Origin of the sequence: Acinetobacter sp. 243_ASPC (assembly GCF_001054715.1) — a bacterium.
GTDB lineage: Bacteria > Pseudomonadota > Gammaproteobacteria > Pseudomonadales > Moraxellaceae > Acinetobacter > Acinetobacter soli.
In genome coordinates this window covers 1-18,066 of the sequence record NZ_JVOR01000077.1, presented here as the reverse complement: position 1 = coordinate 18,066, position 18,066 = coordinate 1, and the positions used below count along the sequence as shown (strand labels likewise).

10 protein-coding genes and 7 pseudogenes are annotated in these 18,066 nt (G+C 36.0%); 9 read left to right on the top strand and 8 right to left on the bottom strand.

Annotated elements, in window-relative coordinates:
• Positions 1-82 precede the first annotated feature (82 nt).
• A pseudogene (locus ADA42_RS18015) lies at positions 83-313 on the bottom strand (IS3 family transposase); the annotation flags it as partial.
• A 1,032-nt stretch (positions 314-1,345) separates the two neighbouring features.
• Here ADA42_RS18015 and ADA42_RS18010 point away from each other — a divergent pair.
• Positions 1,346-1,721, top strand: a pseudogene (locus tag ADA42_RS18010) (IS5 family transposase); the annotation flags it as partial.
• Between the two features lie 183 nt (positions 1,722-1,904).
• Here the strand turns inward: ADA42_RS18010 and ADA42_RS08210 are convergent.
• The gene (locus ADA42_RS08210; RefSeq protein ID WP_004942651.1) at positions 1,905-3,077 is read right to left on the bottom strand and encodes a replication initiation protein; all 1,173 of its coding nucleotides are present in this window, start codon (positions 3,075-3,077) and stop codon (positions 1,905-1,907) included.
• Positions 3,078-3,991: 914 nt separating this feature from the next.
• On the opposite strand from ADA42_RS08210, the gene ADA42_RS08205 reads away from it, so the two are divergent.
• From ADA42_RS08205 to ADA42_RS18965, 3 genes and pseudogenes are all read left to right on the top strand, one after another.
• Positions 3,992-4,768, top strand: coding sequence for a ParA family protein (locus tag ADA42_RS08205; protein ID WP_048764609.1), 777 nt, complete (start codon positions 3,992-3,994; stop codon positions 4,766-4,768).
• Positions 4,769-4,786: 18 nt separating this feature from the next.
• The gene (locus ADA42_RS08200) at positions 4,787-5,686 is read left to right on the top strand and encodes a ParB/RepB/Spo0J family partition protein (protein ID WP_004942655.1); all 900 of its coding nucleotides are present in this window, start codon (positions 4,787-4,789) and stop codon (positions 5,684-5,686) included.
• A gap of 318 nt (positions 5,687-6,004) precedes the next feature.
• Positions 6,005-7,036: pseudogene (locus ADA42_RS18965) on the top strand (alkaline phosphatase); the annotation flags it as partial.
• Positions 7,037-7,087: 51 nt separating this feature from the next.
• Here the strand turns inward: ADA42_RS18965 and ADA42_RS08180 are convergent.
• Positions 7,088-8,029: pseudogene (locus ADA42_RS08180) on the bottom strand (IS5 family transposase).
• Positions 8,030-8,305: 276 nt separating this feature from the next.
• On the opposite strand from ADA42_RS08180, the gene ADA42_RS08175 reads away from it, so the two are divergent.
• The 4 genes from ADA42_RS08175 (at position 8,306) to ADA42_RS08160 (ending at position 12,910) form a co-directional block, all read left to right on the top strand.
• Positions 8,306-9,274, top strand: coding sequence for a GlxA family transcriptional regulator (locus tag ADA42_RS08175; protein WP_017385331.1), 969 nt, complete (start codon positions 8,306-8,308; stop codon positions 9,272-9,274).
• Between the two features lie 103 nt (positions 9,275-9,377).
• Positions 9,378-10,616, top strand: coding sequence for a M24 family metallopeptidase (locus ADA42_RS08170; protein WP_004942669.1), 1,239 nt, complete (start codon positions 9,378-9,380; stop codon positions 10,614-10,616).
• Between the two features lie 49 nt (positions 10,617-10,665).
• Positions 10,666-11,949: an MFS transporter gene (locus tag ADA42_RS08165; RefSeq protein WP_048764597.1), complete on the top strand. Its 1,284-nt coding sequence runs from the start codon at positions 10,666-10,668 to the stop codon at positions 11,947-11,949.
• A gap of 46 nt (positions 11,950-11,995) precedes the next feature.
• Complete coding sequence (locus ADA42_RS08160; protein WP_048764596.1) at positions 11,996-12,910, top strand: DMT family transporter; 915 nt, start codon at positions 11,996-11,998, stop codon at positions 12,908-12,910.
• Between the two features lie 747 nt (positions 12,911-13,657).
• Here ADA42_RS08160 and ADA42_RS18735 read toward each other — a convergent pair.
• The 5 genes and pseudogenes from ADA42_RS18735 to ADA42_RS17875 all read right to left on the bottom strand — a co-directional run bounded on the left by ADA42_RS18735 (position 13,658) and on the right by ADA42_RS17875 (position 17,493).
• Positions 13,658-14,888 (bottom strand): annotated as a pseudogene (locus ADA42_RS18735) (type II toxin-antitoxin system HipA family toxin).
• Entirely contained in the window at positions 14,888-15,193 is a 306-nt protein-coding gene (locus ADA42_RS08140) for a helix-turn-helix transcriptional regulator (RefSeq protein ID WP_004942681.1), read from the bottom strand. The pseudogene ADA42_RS18735 and the gene ADA42_RS08140 overlap by 1 nt, the downstream one beginning before the upstream one ends.
• A 922-nt stretch (positions 15,194-16,115) precedes the next feature.
• Positions 16,116-16,367 (bottom strand): annotated as a pseudogene (locus ADA42_RS18925) (DNA polymerase V subunit UmuC); the annotation flags it as partial.
• A 349-nt stretch (positions 16,368-16,716) separates the two neighbouring features.
• Positions 16,717-17,313, bottom strand: a pseudogene (locus tag ADA42_RS08135) (putative adenosine monophosphate-protein transferase Fic).
• A gap of 12 nt (positions 17,314-17,325) precedes the next feature.
• A complete protein-coding gene (locus ADA42_RS17875; protein ID WP_065420496.1) occupies positions 17,326-17,493 on the bottom strand; it encodes a YhfG family protein in 168 nt (55 codons plus the stop codon).
• Positions 17,494-17,675: 182 nt separating this feature from the next.
• Between ADA42_RS17875 and ADA42_RS08130 the strand changes: the two genes are divergently transcribed.
• Positions 17,676-18,059, top strand: a complete 384-nt coding sequence (locus ADA42_RS08130) for a transposase (RefSeq protein WP_048764588.1) — start codon at positions 17,676-17,678, stop codon at positions 18,057-18,059.
• The last annotated feature ends 7 nt before the right edge of the window (positions 18,060-18,066 follow it).

Below are 18,066 nucleotides of genomic sequence, written 5' to 3'. Positions count from 1 at the left end.
TTGGTTTACGATTCAGTTCGATGATCGATTAAAAGATCATTTATGAAAAAATGAAACTTACACAAAATAATTTACAGGCTCTTTCATTTGCTCGTTGCAGTTGATTGTTTTCACGCTCAAGCTGTTTAATGCGTTCTTCTTGAGAGACTTGCAGAACTTTTATTGGGTTATCTTTATCTAAATGCTTCTGATACCACACACGAAGTGTTTCAGGGGCACAACCTATTTTAGGCGCAATCGCAGTCATTGCAGCCCAAGTTGAAGGATAGTCTTTTTCAGATTCTAGAACTAAGCGAACTGCACGTTCTTTGATTTAAGGGGTATAGTTTGGTCTTTTCATCGGTATAGTTTCTCAGAAAGTTTTGTCTGCGACAAACTCGGTACGGTTCAGAAATAAAAATAACTCAAAGGAAGATTTTAAGTGTTTAAAACCAATTCTTCAAATGAGGACACGCCCTAGCCTATTCCATCTATAAGATAAGCGGACAATTTCCTGATAAAAGTTATATTTAATTTATCCTTATGTAAGTTACATAACTTATAAGGCATAAGGACTTTATGAAACCACCTCACCTACTCAACATTACCTAAAAACCTATTTTTGTTAAGTAAGTTACCTAACTTATTCAATATTTTTATAATCATGCCATTAGATAAATTTTTGAGCTGCTGTTTAAGTAACCTTGTGTGATTTGATAAAAATCTATATGTGGACAAATTCCTGACAAAGATCTTACTGTCGACTGATTGAAGGTAGAGGTCTTGATACTAAATATTTGGTTATGTTATTTAAGTAACATACATAAGTTACTTATTAAGCTCAGATCTTAGCTCAAGAACAAAGTTCATAGATTTTCAATCTTAACCACATTCATTTAAAGATAAGTGGACAAATTCCTGACAAAGATATTGCATTCGACTTGACCTTTCCCAAGTATTAATATCAATTCCACGAAGAGATTTTCCAGTTTATGCGTCCTGTTTTGCATACTCAGCAGGTGACATGCAATTCAATGAACTATGTGGGCGAATATTTGTGTAATGTTCACGCTATAAATCGATTTCGTATTTGATCTCATCCGTTGTTCTGAACCAATATTGGTTCACTCATTCGTATCTGAAATTAGCGTTTAAGCTTTCAACAAAGGCATTTATATTGATTTACTTGGTTGAATAAAGCTTAGACTCATGCCATTATCTTTTTACCAGAAGAACATTCCCTTGCTGATAAATTCAGTAAATCACCTTGTTTGGTTTGCCACGTTACTCAACTAGCAAACTCAAGAATCTGGCAACTTTTCTGCCACTGATATAAACCAATACCAATTGCCTAACCTTTTCCCTGCTCGAAGATTTACTTTCTCAAGTTCCCTTGGATGAACGAATTGATTCAGTTTATACAGATGGTGCTTATGACACAAAGCACTGCCAACAAGTCATTTTAAATCGTGATGCACATGCAGTCATTCCGTCCAGGAAGAATGCAAAACCTTGGAAAGATCAGCAAGTCAGGTCTATAGAGCGAAATGAGTTATTGAAAACAGTCAAACTGCTAGGAAGGTCACTTTGGAAAAAAGTGGTCTGGTTATCATCGTCGAAGTTTGGTGGAAACCAAGATGCATTGCATCAAATTATTAGGCGACAAATTAACAGCAAGGAGTGTTCCTAATCTGATGAATGAGATACATGCACGCGTAGCCGTCTTGAACAAATTCACATAATTGGGGCGCCCTCACACCCAAGTTATCACTTGAATTTGGCTCAATTAGGATCGCTCTATCTTTCAAACCTTTATGCAACAAAGCTGTTCATAGGTCTATTAATTAGCTATAAAAATATAACATACACTGATATCAAGCTTATTTTACATCTTATAGTAAAAAGTGTAGCAACTTGCTACATAGTCATATAACGTCTTTTCCAAAGATTTCATTTAATCGTTTTCTATTTTCTTTTACAAAATTTGGATTATTTTTTAATTTATATTTCATTTCTTTCTTAAATTCACTCATTGAACTGCCAGCTACAGCAAAATCCATTTGGAACATAATATCATTAACTATCACATTTGCTTGAGATTCAGTTAAGCACCCTTCTGTCTTAAACCACTTACTAAACTGTTTATAATTTGGGTCGTTCGCATAGATGTACCAAGACCTTACAGTCATATCGAACTTCGCACCTAATTCTTTAACAAGCGCATTATCATCAAAATTGACATCTAAATAGATTTGAGTCTTATCATTAGTATTAGATACAACAACTTCAGTGGAATGCCTATTAAGAATTTTAAATCGAACTCCGACAATAGGTCGACCTTTCTTGATGGTATCGTATTCTAATTGAAGACTAGTCCTTTCATTAATTTCTTCAATAATTTTGTCTAAAACGTATCGTCTAAAATCAACCCAACGATCGTATTTTTTTTCCCCAATATCAATTAATGCTTTGATATTCTCAAGTGAAAGTTCAACCTCATAAGAATCTTGATTAGCATACTTAAATTCATTTTTGATAAAGTATGAATACAAACTCATACTGGTTACAGAGTCCAAAGCAAATAAATCTTTCAATTGATAGGTCGTAAAATTTCCATTTGCTAAACGAGTAAAATATGGAAGCACTTCACTGGTGAAACGTATCTGCAAAGCATTTTTAGCATCATCTTCCCAACGGAGTTCACGAATAATTGGTACTACTGAGTGTACTTTTTTAACTTTACGCTTATTATCATCCACAGGCTCTTCAATTACAAAATGAGCTACTCGTGATGATAATTCTTTATAAATACGATCAATAGCAACATTAATGGAATTCTTTTTATCTAATCCTAATAATTCGCCTAAATCATCTTTATGCAAATAAATATAAGTTTGCTCTGTAATTTCACGATCTTGATTATTCTTCTCACCATAATTCGCAACAGCCATTGCATAAAGAAGAGCTTTATACTCATTAGATGATAATTCAATTGGTCTAATCAGACGGTTACTAGTGCTGACTACTCCATTATGTCGAATATTACCAATACAATAAGGTAGATGTTCTAATTCTTCTGGTTGGTTGTGATTACTCATAAGTGGAAAGATTAAAATATTTTCTACATGTTATACACAAAAGTGGAAGAAGATGCAAACTACTCACTATTTTCTCTTACTTACATTAAATTAACTCAGTTTATGCCCATCAAACACCTTAAGAGTGGAAGAAGTGTCACTATTAAAGTGTAACTTTGATACTATTCAGCCTTATGGTGGAATAAATATAAAATTAAACACTTTTAAGTGACAATTCTTCCACCTTTGATAATCCATCCGTGTCGCTCAAGCAATCAATTTGAAAGTTGGAATAGCCTACAGCATCACTAAAGTGGAATTAATCAACACATATTCCACTATTAAAGTGACAATCCTTCCACCATTCCGATATTCTTGACTATCAAACATCATATTATCAATTAAATTTTATACAAATAGTTTATCCACAGAATAAAAAACATCTAATGACAAGTCTTCCACCTTTATTTCAATAAAAACAAACTTATCAACACCATAAGTAGTTGAATTATATTGTTTTAAATTGAAAAATCCACACTAAAATAAATCACAATGACAAGTCTTCCACCATAGTGACAAACCTTCCACTTATTGGTGACAAACCTTCCACTCATTAGTGACAAACCTTCCACTTTTTAATGACAGGCCTTCCACTTTTCAATGACAGGCCTTCCACTTATTAGTGACACGCCTTCCACTCTAAAAAACCTATCTAGTTGTTTTTAAACAAATAAAATTTGTCTAATTATAATTAACTAATTAATACTAATTAATACTAATTAAAATTAGCTAGCTATATTTTTTAAAAAAAGTTAAGAAATGTTTTCCCCACATCTTTTGAATTCAAAAGATAAAAATATGACAAAGGAACTGTAGCAAGTTGCTACAAATATCTTTATATTAAATGAAATCAAAGTAAATTCCTTAAGACAAATATGTCAACTAAAATCATTGCTGTAGCTAATCATAAAGGTGGTTGCGGGAAAACAACTACTGTAGTACATCTTGCTTCGGAACTTGCTGAATTAGGAAATAAGGTCTTAGTGATTGATCTGGATCCACAAGCAAATGCAAGTTTACATATAGGATTAAGACACCCTAGCGAAGTTGAAACTACATCAGCTGAATTACTTATTGGTGATATAAGTCTATTATCGGAAGCATTAGAAGAAGAAACAAAATTTAAAAATGTTTCCTTAATATATGGCTCATTAACTCTTGGTAAAACTGAAGATCAATTGAAAGATGATGCACCAAGACCAACCGAGGAACTTTCAAATAAATTGGAAATTCTAGAAGGATTATATGACTACATTCTTATTGATTGTCCCCCGAGCTTAAAATTATTAACCAGCAATGCTTTAGCCGCTTCGACACATGTTATTGTTCCAATTGAATCTGGTTCACAATACGGTCTCTATGGTGTTACTGATTTAATTAATCATTTAAGTAAAATTAGAAGAGTTAACCCTGAATTAGAACTCTTAGGTGCTTTATTAATTAAACATGATGAGCGTCAGAATGTATGTAAATTAATAAAAGATGAAGCATTTAATCAAGTTGGAGAATTATTGCATACTACAATTCCAATGAGCACTAAAGTCAATCAAGCTGCAATTTTGCAACAACCTTTATTATCTGTTGATAAAAACTCAAAAGTTCGAAAAGCTTTTGAAACTTTAGCACAAGAAATTGTTCAGCGTATCGGATAATATAATTCTGGAAATACTATGGTAAGTAATAAAGAGATATTGGCTAAACGTCTTCAGCAAAATACTCAAAAGCATCAACATGCCCAAAAAGAGCATATTAATGATGTCAAAGAGCTAAGACGTAATGTACAAATTACAGATATTCAGGCTAGCCCTAACCAGCCTCGAAAACTCTTTAATCAACAAGATATTGAAGATTTAGCAGCATCAATTGAAGAAATTGGGCTATTACAACCAATTGCAGTTCGTAGAATAAATGATAAATATGAGTTGATTGCTGGTGAAAGACGATTGAAAGCCCACCAATTTCTCAATAAGAATACCATTGAAGTAATCATTATTGATGCATCGGATGAAGACGTTGCTTTATTAACATTAGCTGAAAATTTAAAGCGAGAAGATCTGACAGATTATGAAATATATGTTGGATTAACTTCTTTGGATGAAAAATTAAAAAAAAATAAGCAGAAGTTAGCAAAGTCATTAGGTATGAATCGTGAAGATATGTATAAATATTTATCTTTTGAAAAATTACCTGGAGAGTTGATTGAAGATTTAGAAAAACAGCCATCATTATTAGCACGGACCGCTGCTACAGCAGTGAAAAAGTTTCTATCAGATCATGATGAAAACCATGAAAATGCTAAAGAAGCATTATTGGAAGCATGGTCAAAATTGCTTAAAAAGGAAGTTGAACAGACAAAACTGGCATCACTAGCTGAAAAAATCTTTAAGTCAAGCGAAACGAAAGAAGTAATTCAAACTTCAATTGTACATAAAATTGAATATGATGGGAAAGTTGCTGGTAATATCAAATTTGACCATAATACATTAAAGGTATCTTTAAAAGTCGGCCAATTTGATGATCAAAATTTACAAGAATTAGAAGCTTTTCTAAAACGAATGTTAGAAAAATAAAGTAAAAAAATAGTGTAGCAAATTGCTACACTATTTTTGCAATTAGTAAAATTTATATAAGTATTCATAATAATATTTTTATAAATTTGTGATGTAAATTGAATATTTAAAGCGTATTTTTCAAGCATCCTGAGATGAGTCGATGCAATGCTTTGGCATAAGAAAAATTTAATAAAAAAATTAATAAGTTTGGCATGCTGTAGTTTGGGCACAGTTATTTTCATGGGCTGTCAAAGTCCTGCTTTATTTTAATCAACTTCTACTTCAGTACAACCATCAAAACAGCCTCAACGTGTAGTTTTTTTCTTGGAAGATGGAATGTGTATCACGACACTAACAGCTGCACGAATCTATGCTGTTGGTGGAGACGGGCAACTTCCGATAGATCAACTTCCAGAGTCAGCATTCGTTCGTACTTTCTCAAAAGATGCACAGGTTACAGATAGCGCACCATCGATGGGTGCTTATATGATGACAGGTGTAAAAATGAAAAATTAAGTGATATCCATGCAGACTGGAACAATTGCAGTACAATCAGATCAGGCTGGAAACTGTCAATGTGAAACCAATCCTCAGAACCAGAATAAGCAAGACACCCCAACTTTACTCGATTTGCCCAAGGCACAAGGTTGGGGTACAGGTGTAGTCACGACAACTCGCATTACGCATGCTACACCAGCATCGACTTATGCCCATATTTGTCATCGTGATGCTGAAAATGACATATCATCCCAATTAGTACAAAGTTCACAAGGTGATACCTATCAGCGTTATAACGTCAAATCAAATATGGGGCTGATATGATTCTAGGCTGGGGTAAGCGTCAATTTGTGTCTAAAGATCAAGGGGGACAAAAGATAGACCAACGGAATTTGATCGCAGAAATGCAACAAGCAGGCTATCGAGTGGTCTATGATCAAACTAAACTCTTCTAGATAAAGTAGGAAGAATGAAAAATTATTGGGTTTGTTTAATACTAGTCATTTAAATTATAACTTAGATCGAACCAAAAAAAACTTGCCTGAACCTAGCTTAAAGCAAATGGCGTTGGCCGCTTGGGATATTCTAACCCAAAATAAAAATGGTTTTTTCCCGATGGTTGAAGGGGGACGTATAGACCATGCTTTACATGACACCAATGCTAAGCGTGCATTACATGATACAATTGCCTCAAACGAGGCTTTGGATGCAACCATTAAAAAACTTCGACAAAGTGACTCTGGATTAAAAAAGACCTTGATTGTGATAACTGCAGATCATGATCACACTCTAATTTTAAATGGCTATGCCAAGCGTACCGGAAAATATGTACAAGGTCAGGAAACCAGTGTCTTAGGTTTGGTTAAAAACGGCTTTGTTGCACAAATATTTAAAAATAAAATCTCCCATACCTACTCATATTTAAGTGACAACTTGAGTATGAGGGCGACCTAATTCCGTAAATCTGTTAAGGACTGCTACACGTGCATGGATCTCATTCACTTGGCTAGCAAAACGCCTTGCACTGAGTTTATCTCCTAATAATTTGATGCAATGCATCTTGGTTTCAATCAGACTTCGCCGATGATAGCCTGACCATTTTTTACAGAGTGTCCTGCCCAAACGTTTAACCGTTCGAAGGAGTTCATTTCACTCTCGTGAATGAGCTTTTATATCTTTCCAAGGCTTTGCATTTTTTCTAGGTGGAATTACTGCATACGCTTGCCGATCTGCAATGACCTGACGGCATCATTTTGTGTCATAAGCACCATCTCTGTATAGACAGAATCGATTTGTTAATTTAAAGGGATTTGAGCGGGTAAATCTTCCAGTACCTGTGAATCACTGACATTATTTGCGGTGAGTTGTATAGCACGTATTTGAAGGGTTTTAGCATCGATACCAATATGAAGCTTACGCCATTGGCGGCGATATTCAGGTCCATGTTTCTTACGCTTCCATTCACCTTCACCTAAAAACTTTGGGTCAGTAGAGTCTACGAGTAAACGGAGACCACCACTACTTTTTTGATAGCCAATTGCAATATCGATATGCTTTTGTCTTCTGCACAGTGTGGAGTACGAATATCACTGATATTCGGGGCTGCTCAGCCACAAAGCTTAATCAGACTTTGGACAAAGCCAGTAACCATACGTAAAGATAGACGGAATAAGGATTTAATCATTAAGCAGCATTGGATAGCTGCGTCGGAGTAGGTTTGATTTCGCCCTGTTTGCCTTTTGATGGAGCATACCATTGCGTAGCAGGATCAAACCAAATGGCAATATTTCCGCGACTCATGAGTGCTCGGTTATATGCGGGCCAATTGGTTGTACGAAAGATTTTGGATGTAGGTTTATTCATCTAGGAATTATACTGCGGAATAAGACCTTATCGGTAGGTTTGTGCAACAAAGCCGATTGATATTGTAAGAGTATTGTAGCTCAGATTATATTGCATGTGCAAAGCGGAAACATGTAAGGAGATGCTTAGATAACATTATGGAATAAAGTCATTGAGAATTAAGTTCAAGTCTACTTTAAAATTATTTATCGGCTGAAATTATTAATTATGTAAAAGCATCTTATTTGGTATGTAATTTGCTTAGATAGAAAATTAGCTCTTAAAGAGATTTCTTTAATGAAGACTTCATTTCAAGCAAAGCGTATTGGTTTTTTACTTCTTGATGGATTTTCAATGATAGCATTTTCAAATGCTGTTGAGGTCTTTCGAATGGCAAATTATGTTGAAAAAAGTCATTTATACCAATGGAATGTGACAGGTTTAGATGGGCATCATACTTGTGCTAGCAATGGTTTGCAGGTGCAGCATACTTGCAAAATGCAGCATCTTTTTGAAATGGATATTGTGTTTATTTGCGGTGGTTTTCAACTTTTTAAGTTGAATAACCCATTACATAAAATTTTTTTGAAGCGTTTAGATCAAGCGAATATTGCTTTAGGTGGAATTTGTACTGGTGCATATGTGTTGGCAAGTGCAGATCTATTGAATGGTTATAACGCGAGTTTACATTGGGAAAACTCTTTAGCTGCACAAGAAGAATTTCCGCAAGTTAATTTTAATGCACATATTTTTAGTTTGGATCGGAACCGATTTACCTGCTCTGGGGGGCTTGCATCTATAGATATGTGTTCGCAACTCGTGGAGCAACATTACAATGCCAATTTAGCCAAGAGAATTTGTGAACAATTTATTGTACATCACTTGCGTGAAAATACGGATATTCAACACCAACCCATCTCGAAGCAGGGTAAAGATATTCATCCTCTTGTTAAAGAGGCAATTCGTTTAATGGAAAATAATATTAATGAACCATTAAATATTTTAGAAATTTGTCATTTGATTCATAGTCAAACACGAACGTTAGAACGCTCATTTCAAATGCATTTCGACTGTTCTCCCAAAGAATATTATTTAAATATACGCTTAACACATGCACAAAATTTATTGAAACAATCTTCTATGAGTGTTTCAAATGTAGCATTAGCCTGCGGTTTTGCTAATTCGTCTAGTTTTAATAAAGCCTATAAAAACCAATTTAATTATTCTCCGAAAAATGAACGTGGCATTTTTGAATTAGCTTATTAATTTGTCGAATTTTGACAATTTTTTAGCGATTTTGGAAAAAAACAACGTTTCAAAAATACCTATGCTTGATTCATACAGACACACAACATGAAAGGTATTAGTGATGAATATTCAAGCAAATATAGTGAAGGATACTTTACCTGCACTTTTAACGATTGAAAATGGTAAAAAAGTGCAGTCAACTTTCTCAAAACAAGAATATGAAAACCGTCATAGAAAATTACGTCAAATGATGGCGGATCAACAAGTTGATTCAGTTTTATTCAGCTCTATGCATAACATCAACTATTACGTTGATTTCCTGTATTGCTCATTTGGTCGCTTTTTTGGTTTAGTAGTTACAGATCAAAAAGTGGTGAGTATTTCTGCCAATATTGATGGTGGTCAACCTTGGCGTCGTACAGTAGGTGACTACAATGTGGTCTATACCGATTGGCAGCGTGATAACTATTTCCGTGCTGTTGCACAAGAAATCCCCAACAAAGGTCGTGTAGGGGTTGAGTTTGACCATCTGCCGATTGAGCGATTAAATAAGCTGAAAGCATTCTTGCCAAATGTTGAGTTTGTCGATATTAGTGCCACTTGTATGAAGCTGCGTATGGTGAAATCTATCGAAGAAATTGCGCACATTAAACAAGGCGCAACCGTATGTGATATTGGCGGTTTTGCATTAACTGCAGCTATCAAAGAAGGTGTGCACGAGCACGAAGTCGCGTTGGCATCGACACAAGCGATGGTGCGTGAAATTGCTAAGCGTTTTCCACATTCAGAATTAATGGATACTTGGACTTGGTTCCAATCGGGCATTAATACTGATGGTGCACACAATCCTGTGACTACTCGTCAAGTGCAAAAAGGCGATATTTTAAGTCTGAACTGCTTCTCAATGATCGCGGGTTATTACACTGCACTTGAACGGACTCAGTTCTTTGACCACTGTGATGATGCTTCATTAAAAATTTGGCAAGCGAATGTCAAAGTGCATGAGGCAGGTTTGAAACTGATTCAACCTGGTGCACGGTGCTGCGATATTGCTAACGAATTAAATGAAATTTACCGTGAAGAAGGTTTGCTTCAATATCGTACTTTTGGTTATGGACATTCATTCGGCGTACTTTCCCACTACTATGGTCGTGAAGCTGGTTTAGAGCTTCGTGAAGACATTGATACCGTGATTGAACCTGGAATGGTGATTTCAATGGAACCTATGCTTATGTTGCCACAAGGTATGGCAGGTGCGGGCGGTTATCGTGAACACGACATTTTGGTGGTGACTGAATCAGGCACTGAAAATATCACTAAATTCCCTTATGGCCCTGAGCACAACATTATCAAGGTATAAGTCACAAGGCATCCCAAATCGGGATGCCTTTTTTGGTGGAGAAAATAATATGAATGAAAAAGCTAAATCTGATCAAAACACTTTAAAACGCGTTGCTACTGCAAGTTTTATTGGTAACTTTGTTGAATGGTTTGATTATGCTGCTTATGGTTTTTTAGCCACTGTGATTGCTTTGGTTTTCTTTCCAAATAGTGATCCTGTAATTGCATTAATGTCAACCTACGCCATCTTTGCTTTGTCCTTTATTGTTCGGCCTTTTGGTGGAATTTTCTGGGGATATGTTGGTGATAAATATGGGCGAAAACATGCACTGTCTTGGTCAATTATGATTATGACATTGGCAACTATGTGTATTGCGCTCTTACCAAATTATGCTTCTATTGGAATCTTTGCACCACTTTTATTGCTTTTCTTTCGGATGATTCAAGGCTTTTCCGCTTCAGGTGAGTATGCTGGTGCATCTAACTTTTTAGCTGAATACGCACCTAAAAATCAAAAAGGCTTATATACCAGCTTAGTGCCAGCCAGTACAGCGGCAGGTTTATTGTTGGGTTCATTGATGTCAGCTGCCATGTTTACCTGGATGTCAGAATCATTCTTATATGAATACGGCTGGAGAATACCATTCTTATTGGCTGCGCCCCTGGGTTTAATTGGTCGTTTCATTCGTCTAAAACTTGAAGATACCCCCGAATTTGTGGCACATCAAAAAACGAGCCATAAAGAAACTTTCCCGATTAAAGCATTATTTACAGAATACCGTCAGCCATTATTTAAAGCATTTGCAATCGCATCGTTAAATGCGACTGCGTTCTACTTAATTTTTAACTATATGCCAAATTATTTGTCGACTGAATTAGGGGTAAATAAAACCGAATCTTTTATTTCAGGGGCTATTTCTTTAGCATTTTACATCGGCACTGTATTTATAATGGGTAAATATTCTGACCGCATGGGCCGCAATAAAATGTTAGCTATGGCATGTATAGGCTTTATAATTTTAACTTTCCCACTGTTCTATTTCTTATCTGATACATCATTTATTGGCATGATTATCATTCAATTGGTTTTCTGTAGCCTACTTGCGATGAATGATGGCAGTTTGCCTGCATACCTCACTGAGCTTTTCCCAGTGCATGTGCGTTATACCGGTTTTGCATTTAGTTTTAATACAGCGAATGCACTGCTGGGTGGTACGATTCCACTACTTGCAACATGGTTGATTCATAGTACAGGCAGTACTTTAGCACCAGCCTTTATTTTAATTGTGATTGCCTTATTTAGCATGAGCGTATTGTTTCAGAGCAATAAAGCGAAACTTGTCACGGTCTAATCCTCTTGGATGAGACCTTTGTAAATTTGTTATAGGGAACAAAAATATGAATACACAATCACAATGGTTTGGTGCTTTATTGGTGATTATGGGGGCAGTTGGTTGGGGGACTTTAGGCATTGCCAGTACCCAATTGGCAAATGCAGGCTTGAGTAATAGCTCAGCAACAGGATTGCGGATTGTCGGTACATTTATTTGTTTATTGGCCTTTTTACCTTTTCTTTATAAGGTTTTACGAACACTGCAATTTCAAGATATTCCTAAATTGGTCATTCAATCATTACTCGGTATGCTTGGAATGACTTTCTGTTATTTTAATGCGGTACAACATGTAGGACCAGCAATAGCAGTAGCATTGCTTTATACTGCTCCTATTTGGAGTGTGGTACTTTCTTTTATTTTTTTGAAAGAGCGAATAACGTTAAAGTCAATGATGCTCACTCTTGTGGCTGTGAGTGGTGTTGCATGTATGATGCTTGGTGATAATCAGCTCAATATGAGGGGGGTTCTATTTGGTTTAGCCTCAGGCATTTGTTATGCTGCTTATGGAGTGATTGGTAAAGATATTATTGACCACTATAGCCCGACTTTTTTATTGTTCAGTTCAATAATGGTTAGTGCGCTTGCGATTTTTCCCTTTATTCACTTCCAAGAAATTGAAAGTCTGGTCTCGAATATAGACTTCAATATTGTGATTGCCTGTATCTTATTAATTGTGTTTGGGACGTTATTACCTTTTGCTTTATATACCTTTGGATTGAAGTATTTAAAGGCATCACAAGCTTCTATTTATACTATTTTTGAACCATTAACAGCAGTCATTCTTGCCAGCCTGTTCGCCAATGTACAACTTTCCAATGCGCAGATATTTGGAGTAATTTTGATTATTAGCGTGTCATTGCTCAATGTGATTTTAGGTAAAGCCGATCTCAATCCCGAAAAAGTTTATTCCACTCATTAATTTTTTACATATATCAATTTCAAATTTATTTTGGTGCAGGGTAACACATGGCTAAAAATCTTTCATGTACTCAGTGTAGCCATTATTGGATTATTGCATATACAAGCTGTTTTTGAGGAAGTTGAATATTCAGCTTCATGGGGAGGTTCGTGGCAACTAATAACACTAAATATAAAAAAATGGAAGAATAATTCACTAAGTTATTGTTTTTAATTTGATGATTGTTTTATATGGGGATGATAATAACTTCTGATTACTAGTTTTTACCTTAAATATGCCGATTGAAAGATTCATTTAAAGGCTATGAATACATGAGTTTTACAGTTTAGCTAAGTCAGCATGAGTACTTTTCGCAAGATTTAAGATCGACCATGAACGTGATTAAGTTATAGGGGATTGATGAAATAGTTTTTATGAATTTCTGGCTTTCTGGGCTGATTTTATCAAATTCATGTCTATGCAAAATTGCGACATATTTCTCGTGCTGATAGTAATCCAGAGTTTGGTCTGCATCTATCTATAGTGTAGCCTTTTTTTTGGTGACAGTTTTTTCTTAGTGATTTTCGATCTGGATGTAGTGATTTCACGTTTGCAGAACATATCTTGGCGGTGATCCATCTACTATTCGTGATTATAAAGCGAGCTAATTCACAGATTCTACAGATTATGTAGCGACTAACTATAAGTTGATGGTTGGCGCTTAGTTTATATTTACGTTTAGATTTCAACTAAAAAATCAATATTTTGTTAAATTCGTGATTGAATCATCTCTAGGGTAGATTCTCGAATTTGATGGGGATACAGGCGCTACGCAATTTGACTAAATTGAAGTGCAATTTCACGCATGGCCAAGATGATCTCATCGTTCTAGAGTAGTCAGATTCGCTTCTGAAGTACCGAGTTTATGTATGTCATTTCGGGAAATTGAGCGCTTCTCCCATAATGTCCATTTGATGACAACCACCTGGACCTTCACAGAAGGTCACATCATAGGCTGGAGCCAATTTCCATTGACCATTTTTTGCCATGAGAAAAGAAAAGTTCTTGGTATGGTCATCCCGATTGTTGAAAAGTACATTAAACACAGCAGATTTAAAAGCATGCAGTCTTTCTCGCACATCTTGCGTACACATCAAAGTTTCCCGAAGAAAATTGCGATAGTCTAGGCTACCTGGAACTTTATAGTCTGCTCCGGTATATGCAGCCAAACTCTGCATTGGAATCCGCATGCCATTTTGACGATCGAATCGTTTAGAAGCAAAAGCCATTAAACCATTGGGCAAATTAAAAAATGGGTGTCTGGAGTCTCGATTGCACAAAGTCGCAAACATTCTGCATAGACGGCTTCAATGGCGCAGACTTCAGGGTGCTCTTGCTGAGCAGAAAACTTAATCAGCTAGGCTTCATGTTGATTAGAAGCTTGAGTCGAAAACTCTAAATTGGCAGGATCTCAGTAAACCAATGCTTTGGGTCTGGCACCTTGGTGGGAGCCCCCCATGACCAGCAAATGTTGTAAAAATTCGCCACCTTCTCCTTTGAGGACTTCTTGGACCTCCTGTGCCAATTGCGGCAGGGGGATATTCTCTGAAGTTTGCATCTCTGCGACACAGGGTTCAAAGGAGAGGGTACCAATTACATGGGTGCTAATATAAGTCAGACGTTTCAAAGGGCCGATTCGTGCTGGATTCAGTCCAATTTTTCGAAAATATCGATCTATCAACAACATGCCCTAACCATCTGGTAAAGCGTCATAGACTGGACCTGGGAGTCCCATTTGATGAGTAGGAAAACCCTGTCTGAATGGTAGACCTTTTAAAGGGAGTAAGTAAGAAGAGAGCTCGACACCTCGCTGTATTGCTTCTGGGCTATATTCAAAAGCAATGTTGGGTCTACCAGTTGTGGTAGTTGAACTAATCAGCGTTCCCCACAGCCAAGTTTCACCCCAACCGTTGTAATAAACATTAAGTCTATTGAGCATTATCCCTTCCTCTTAATACGCTGTCGCTTACTTTGACTCTCATAGCGTAAAATGTCATTTACACTGTTAAGCTGAGGTTGGAACAGCTCCTGAAGTTCGTTTAATCGGCCCAAGACCATCGCGATTCGTATTAAGTTTTCAACAGATACATTTCGTCCCGCTTCAAGATTCGAAACCGTATTCACGCCGACACCTGCACGTGCTGCAACCTCAGCTTGAGACAGCTCCAGAAAGAGTCGTTGCTTACGTAAACGCTCACTTAAAAGAGTCACAACTTCTTCGGGTTTAGTGAAATATAAATCCATTAAATTGGGTCTTAAATTTTAATAATTTAATTAAATCACAAAATAATGGAATTAATCTATAGCTATAGTGTGGTTGAGGAGGGCTTTGTTGCACAGCACATCGGAAGGTATGGATGATCTTTGGGTATCGGTTACAAAAATTCATCAGAATGTACTTTGACTGATTGTTGATAAGGAAATCTCAGTATTTTATTTTTTCTTTTTAGTCACATTACTTAGAAAGGGTTCTTCGAAAAGTAGTTCATATTTTAAAAATCTTATAAATATTGAGGATATTTTCTTAAATGCTTTCAACATAGCATGCGGCCATATGTAACTCGTACGGGCTTAATCTGCCTTTTAGTGTAAATTTTTTGGGCGTGAGAGTGGGAGAGGTGTGAGGGCCAGCAATTTATATCGTGGATATTTCTAAATTATTTATGTAATAGAAGGCGGCAAACATGGATTTCGAGGTAACAACACTAGATCTAAAAAAATTGGAAGAATAATTTATTAAATTATTGTTTTTATGTGGCTGTTAGTGATGTTATGAATAATAATAAATTTTTTTCTTAAGAAATTTTACCTAAAAAAATTGATCAGATAAATTTCTTTAAATGTCATGTATACATAAATTTGACAGTTTGAAGGGATCGGTATGTTCATTTTTCACAAGGTTAAAGATCGACCATAAATGTGATAAACGGCAGAGGATCATTGAAAAATGAATGGATTTAAACACTACATGTATGCACGGAAAAAAGTATCGCTGCGGTTCTAGTGACAGGCTGTATTGAGCATTGAATGCAAATGATGTAATAATTGTCTACATGCTATAAGACTAGCATGATGAAGAATGAAATGTAGTTGCCAATATCTAACTTGGGTTGAAAAGCATAGCGTTGTTATTCGGAGAAGTGAGGTGAGCCATCCTTCTCTTATACTTTAAATGATACTTACTCAACTGATCTCGACTCATGGGCTGGTTCCAATTAAATGGATAATAACTTCCATCCCCTATTTTTTTTACCACATTTCTTGCATTTAATCCCTTCTTTGAAGATTTGATTCAGCATCACTGTTGTCGATTGAATTAAATCAATGACATAGTTCGTTGGTTCAGGAAAAGCAGAAGAGGCTGCTTTATTGCAAAGGATACATTTGGATCAAATGGATTGGATTACACAAAAGCCATGATACAGCCACAGAGCAATTCACCTGCATGTAATCTGTAACATCCATTCCGGTCATCAGACGAAGATTAATCTGAAATTTAAGCACTAAACGACATAAATCTATGTATGGGCAGACTTTTTTGAGACATATGTTGATAAACATGCGGCAAGTTACATTGCTTAAAAGTCTATCTAAGTTAACGATATATTCAATTCTAGATAAGTAATCTGAATATTACGATCCTAAATTACCCGAAGAGTATTAAGATTTCTAAGAATCATGTTTGTTGGTTTATTTGGGAAATTAACCAGTGGAATGAAACAAAGATGATGGCTTATTAAGGATTGGGGGCCCCGACTACTTAAATTTTAGGTATTTTGAATAAAGCATATTTCAAAAATCTGAATTAATGGATTTAAATTACCATAAAAACCTTCAATATTGGCTTGAATCTATTGTTGTTGAGAGTCAATGCGAGACCAATCAATACCATAACCACAATGAGCAATCAGATGCTCAAAGAAAATTCGTTGTGTACGTCCATTACCTTCACGGAATGGGTGTATGACATTAAGCTCACAATACAAGTCGGCAAGTTGAGGGATCAATTGTTGTGATGCTAAGCCTTGGAAGTACCTTTTTTCTTGAAATAGTTTAAGTAATTTATTGGTTTCAATTTCAATACGGGAAAAATTACAAAAACGGGTGTCACCTTTGGAAATATCGATTTGTCTTAACTTTCCTGCCCAGTCGTATAAGTCGTCAAAGAGCTGCGCATGAATTGATTTTAAGTATTGTAAGTCGTAAGGTGGTTCAGCATATTCAATGAGGCTACTTGCTAATCCAGACAGTTCCAGTTCAGCTTGTTCTAAAATTTGTTCATCACGAATATTGAGTTTATTTTTTAAGATATGTGTGCCAGGGTAACAATACAGGCTGTCACCCATTTCCCCATATTTATCCATACATGCACCTGACTAAGATTCGGGTTGCGAATACTTCTTATATTTTTGCAAGATTTCAGCTTTACTCTGTTGAGTTGTTTGAGCTGTCGTTATGATGCCTTCAAGCTTTAGGCTGGCTTGATAGTTTTGCGAACGTGTCGCTTGAATATATTTTCTTTTCTGTTCAGTGGTTCTGAGCATTTCTAAATTCCATTGATGCTACACGTGACCTAATAAGTATAGCAGAGAATCATTTTGATCAATGCTGCATACACAGCATCGAAATGTAATACAACGGTAAGCGTCCGCTGAACACACCTTATGAATTCGTCCTATAAGCCTTAATTTAGTCCTCACTTAAAAACAAGTGGGAACTTAAATTTATGACTACAAATAACCAGACATCCATCGCATCTTTTACGATAAAACGAAGAACATATAGTGCTGAATTTAAACAGCAGATCGTTCAGGCTTGTAAAGCACCAGACGTTTCAATTGCTTCGGTTGCTTTGCAACATGGATTGAATACACATCTTGTATCCAAATGGATTCGCTTAATTGATGGTAAGCCAGGGAGTGATCGCTCACCACTACCGAATAAACCTGCATTTATTGGCTTATCTTGCTCTGCACCATTAGATCCTAATCTTACTGACATGTTAACGGTTCAAATTACCTTACCCCACTCAAAAGCAGAAATTGGCTTGAAATGGCAAGTATCAGAAATATCTGCTTTAGCAGAATTACTCAAGGCACTTGCCACATGATCCGCAT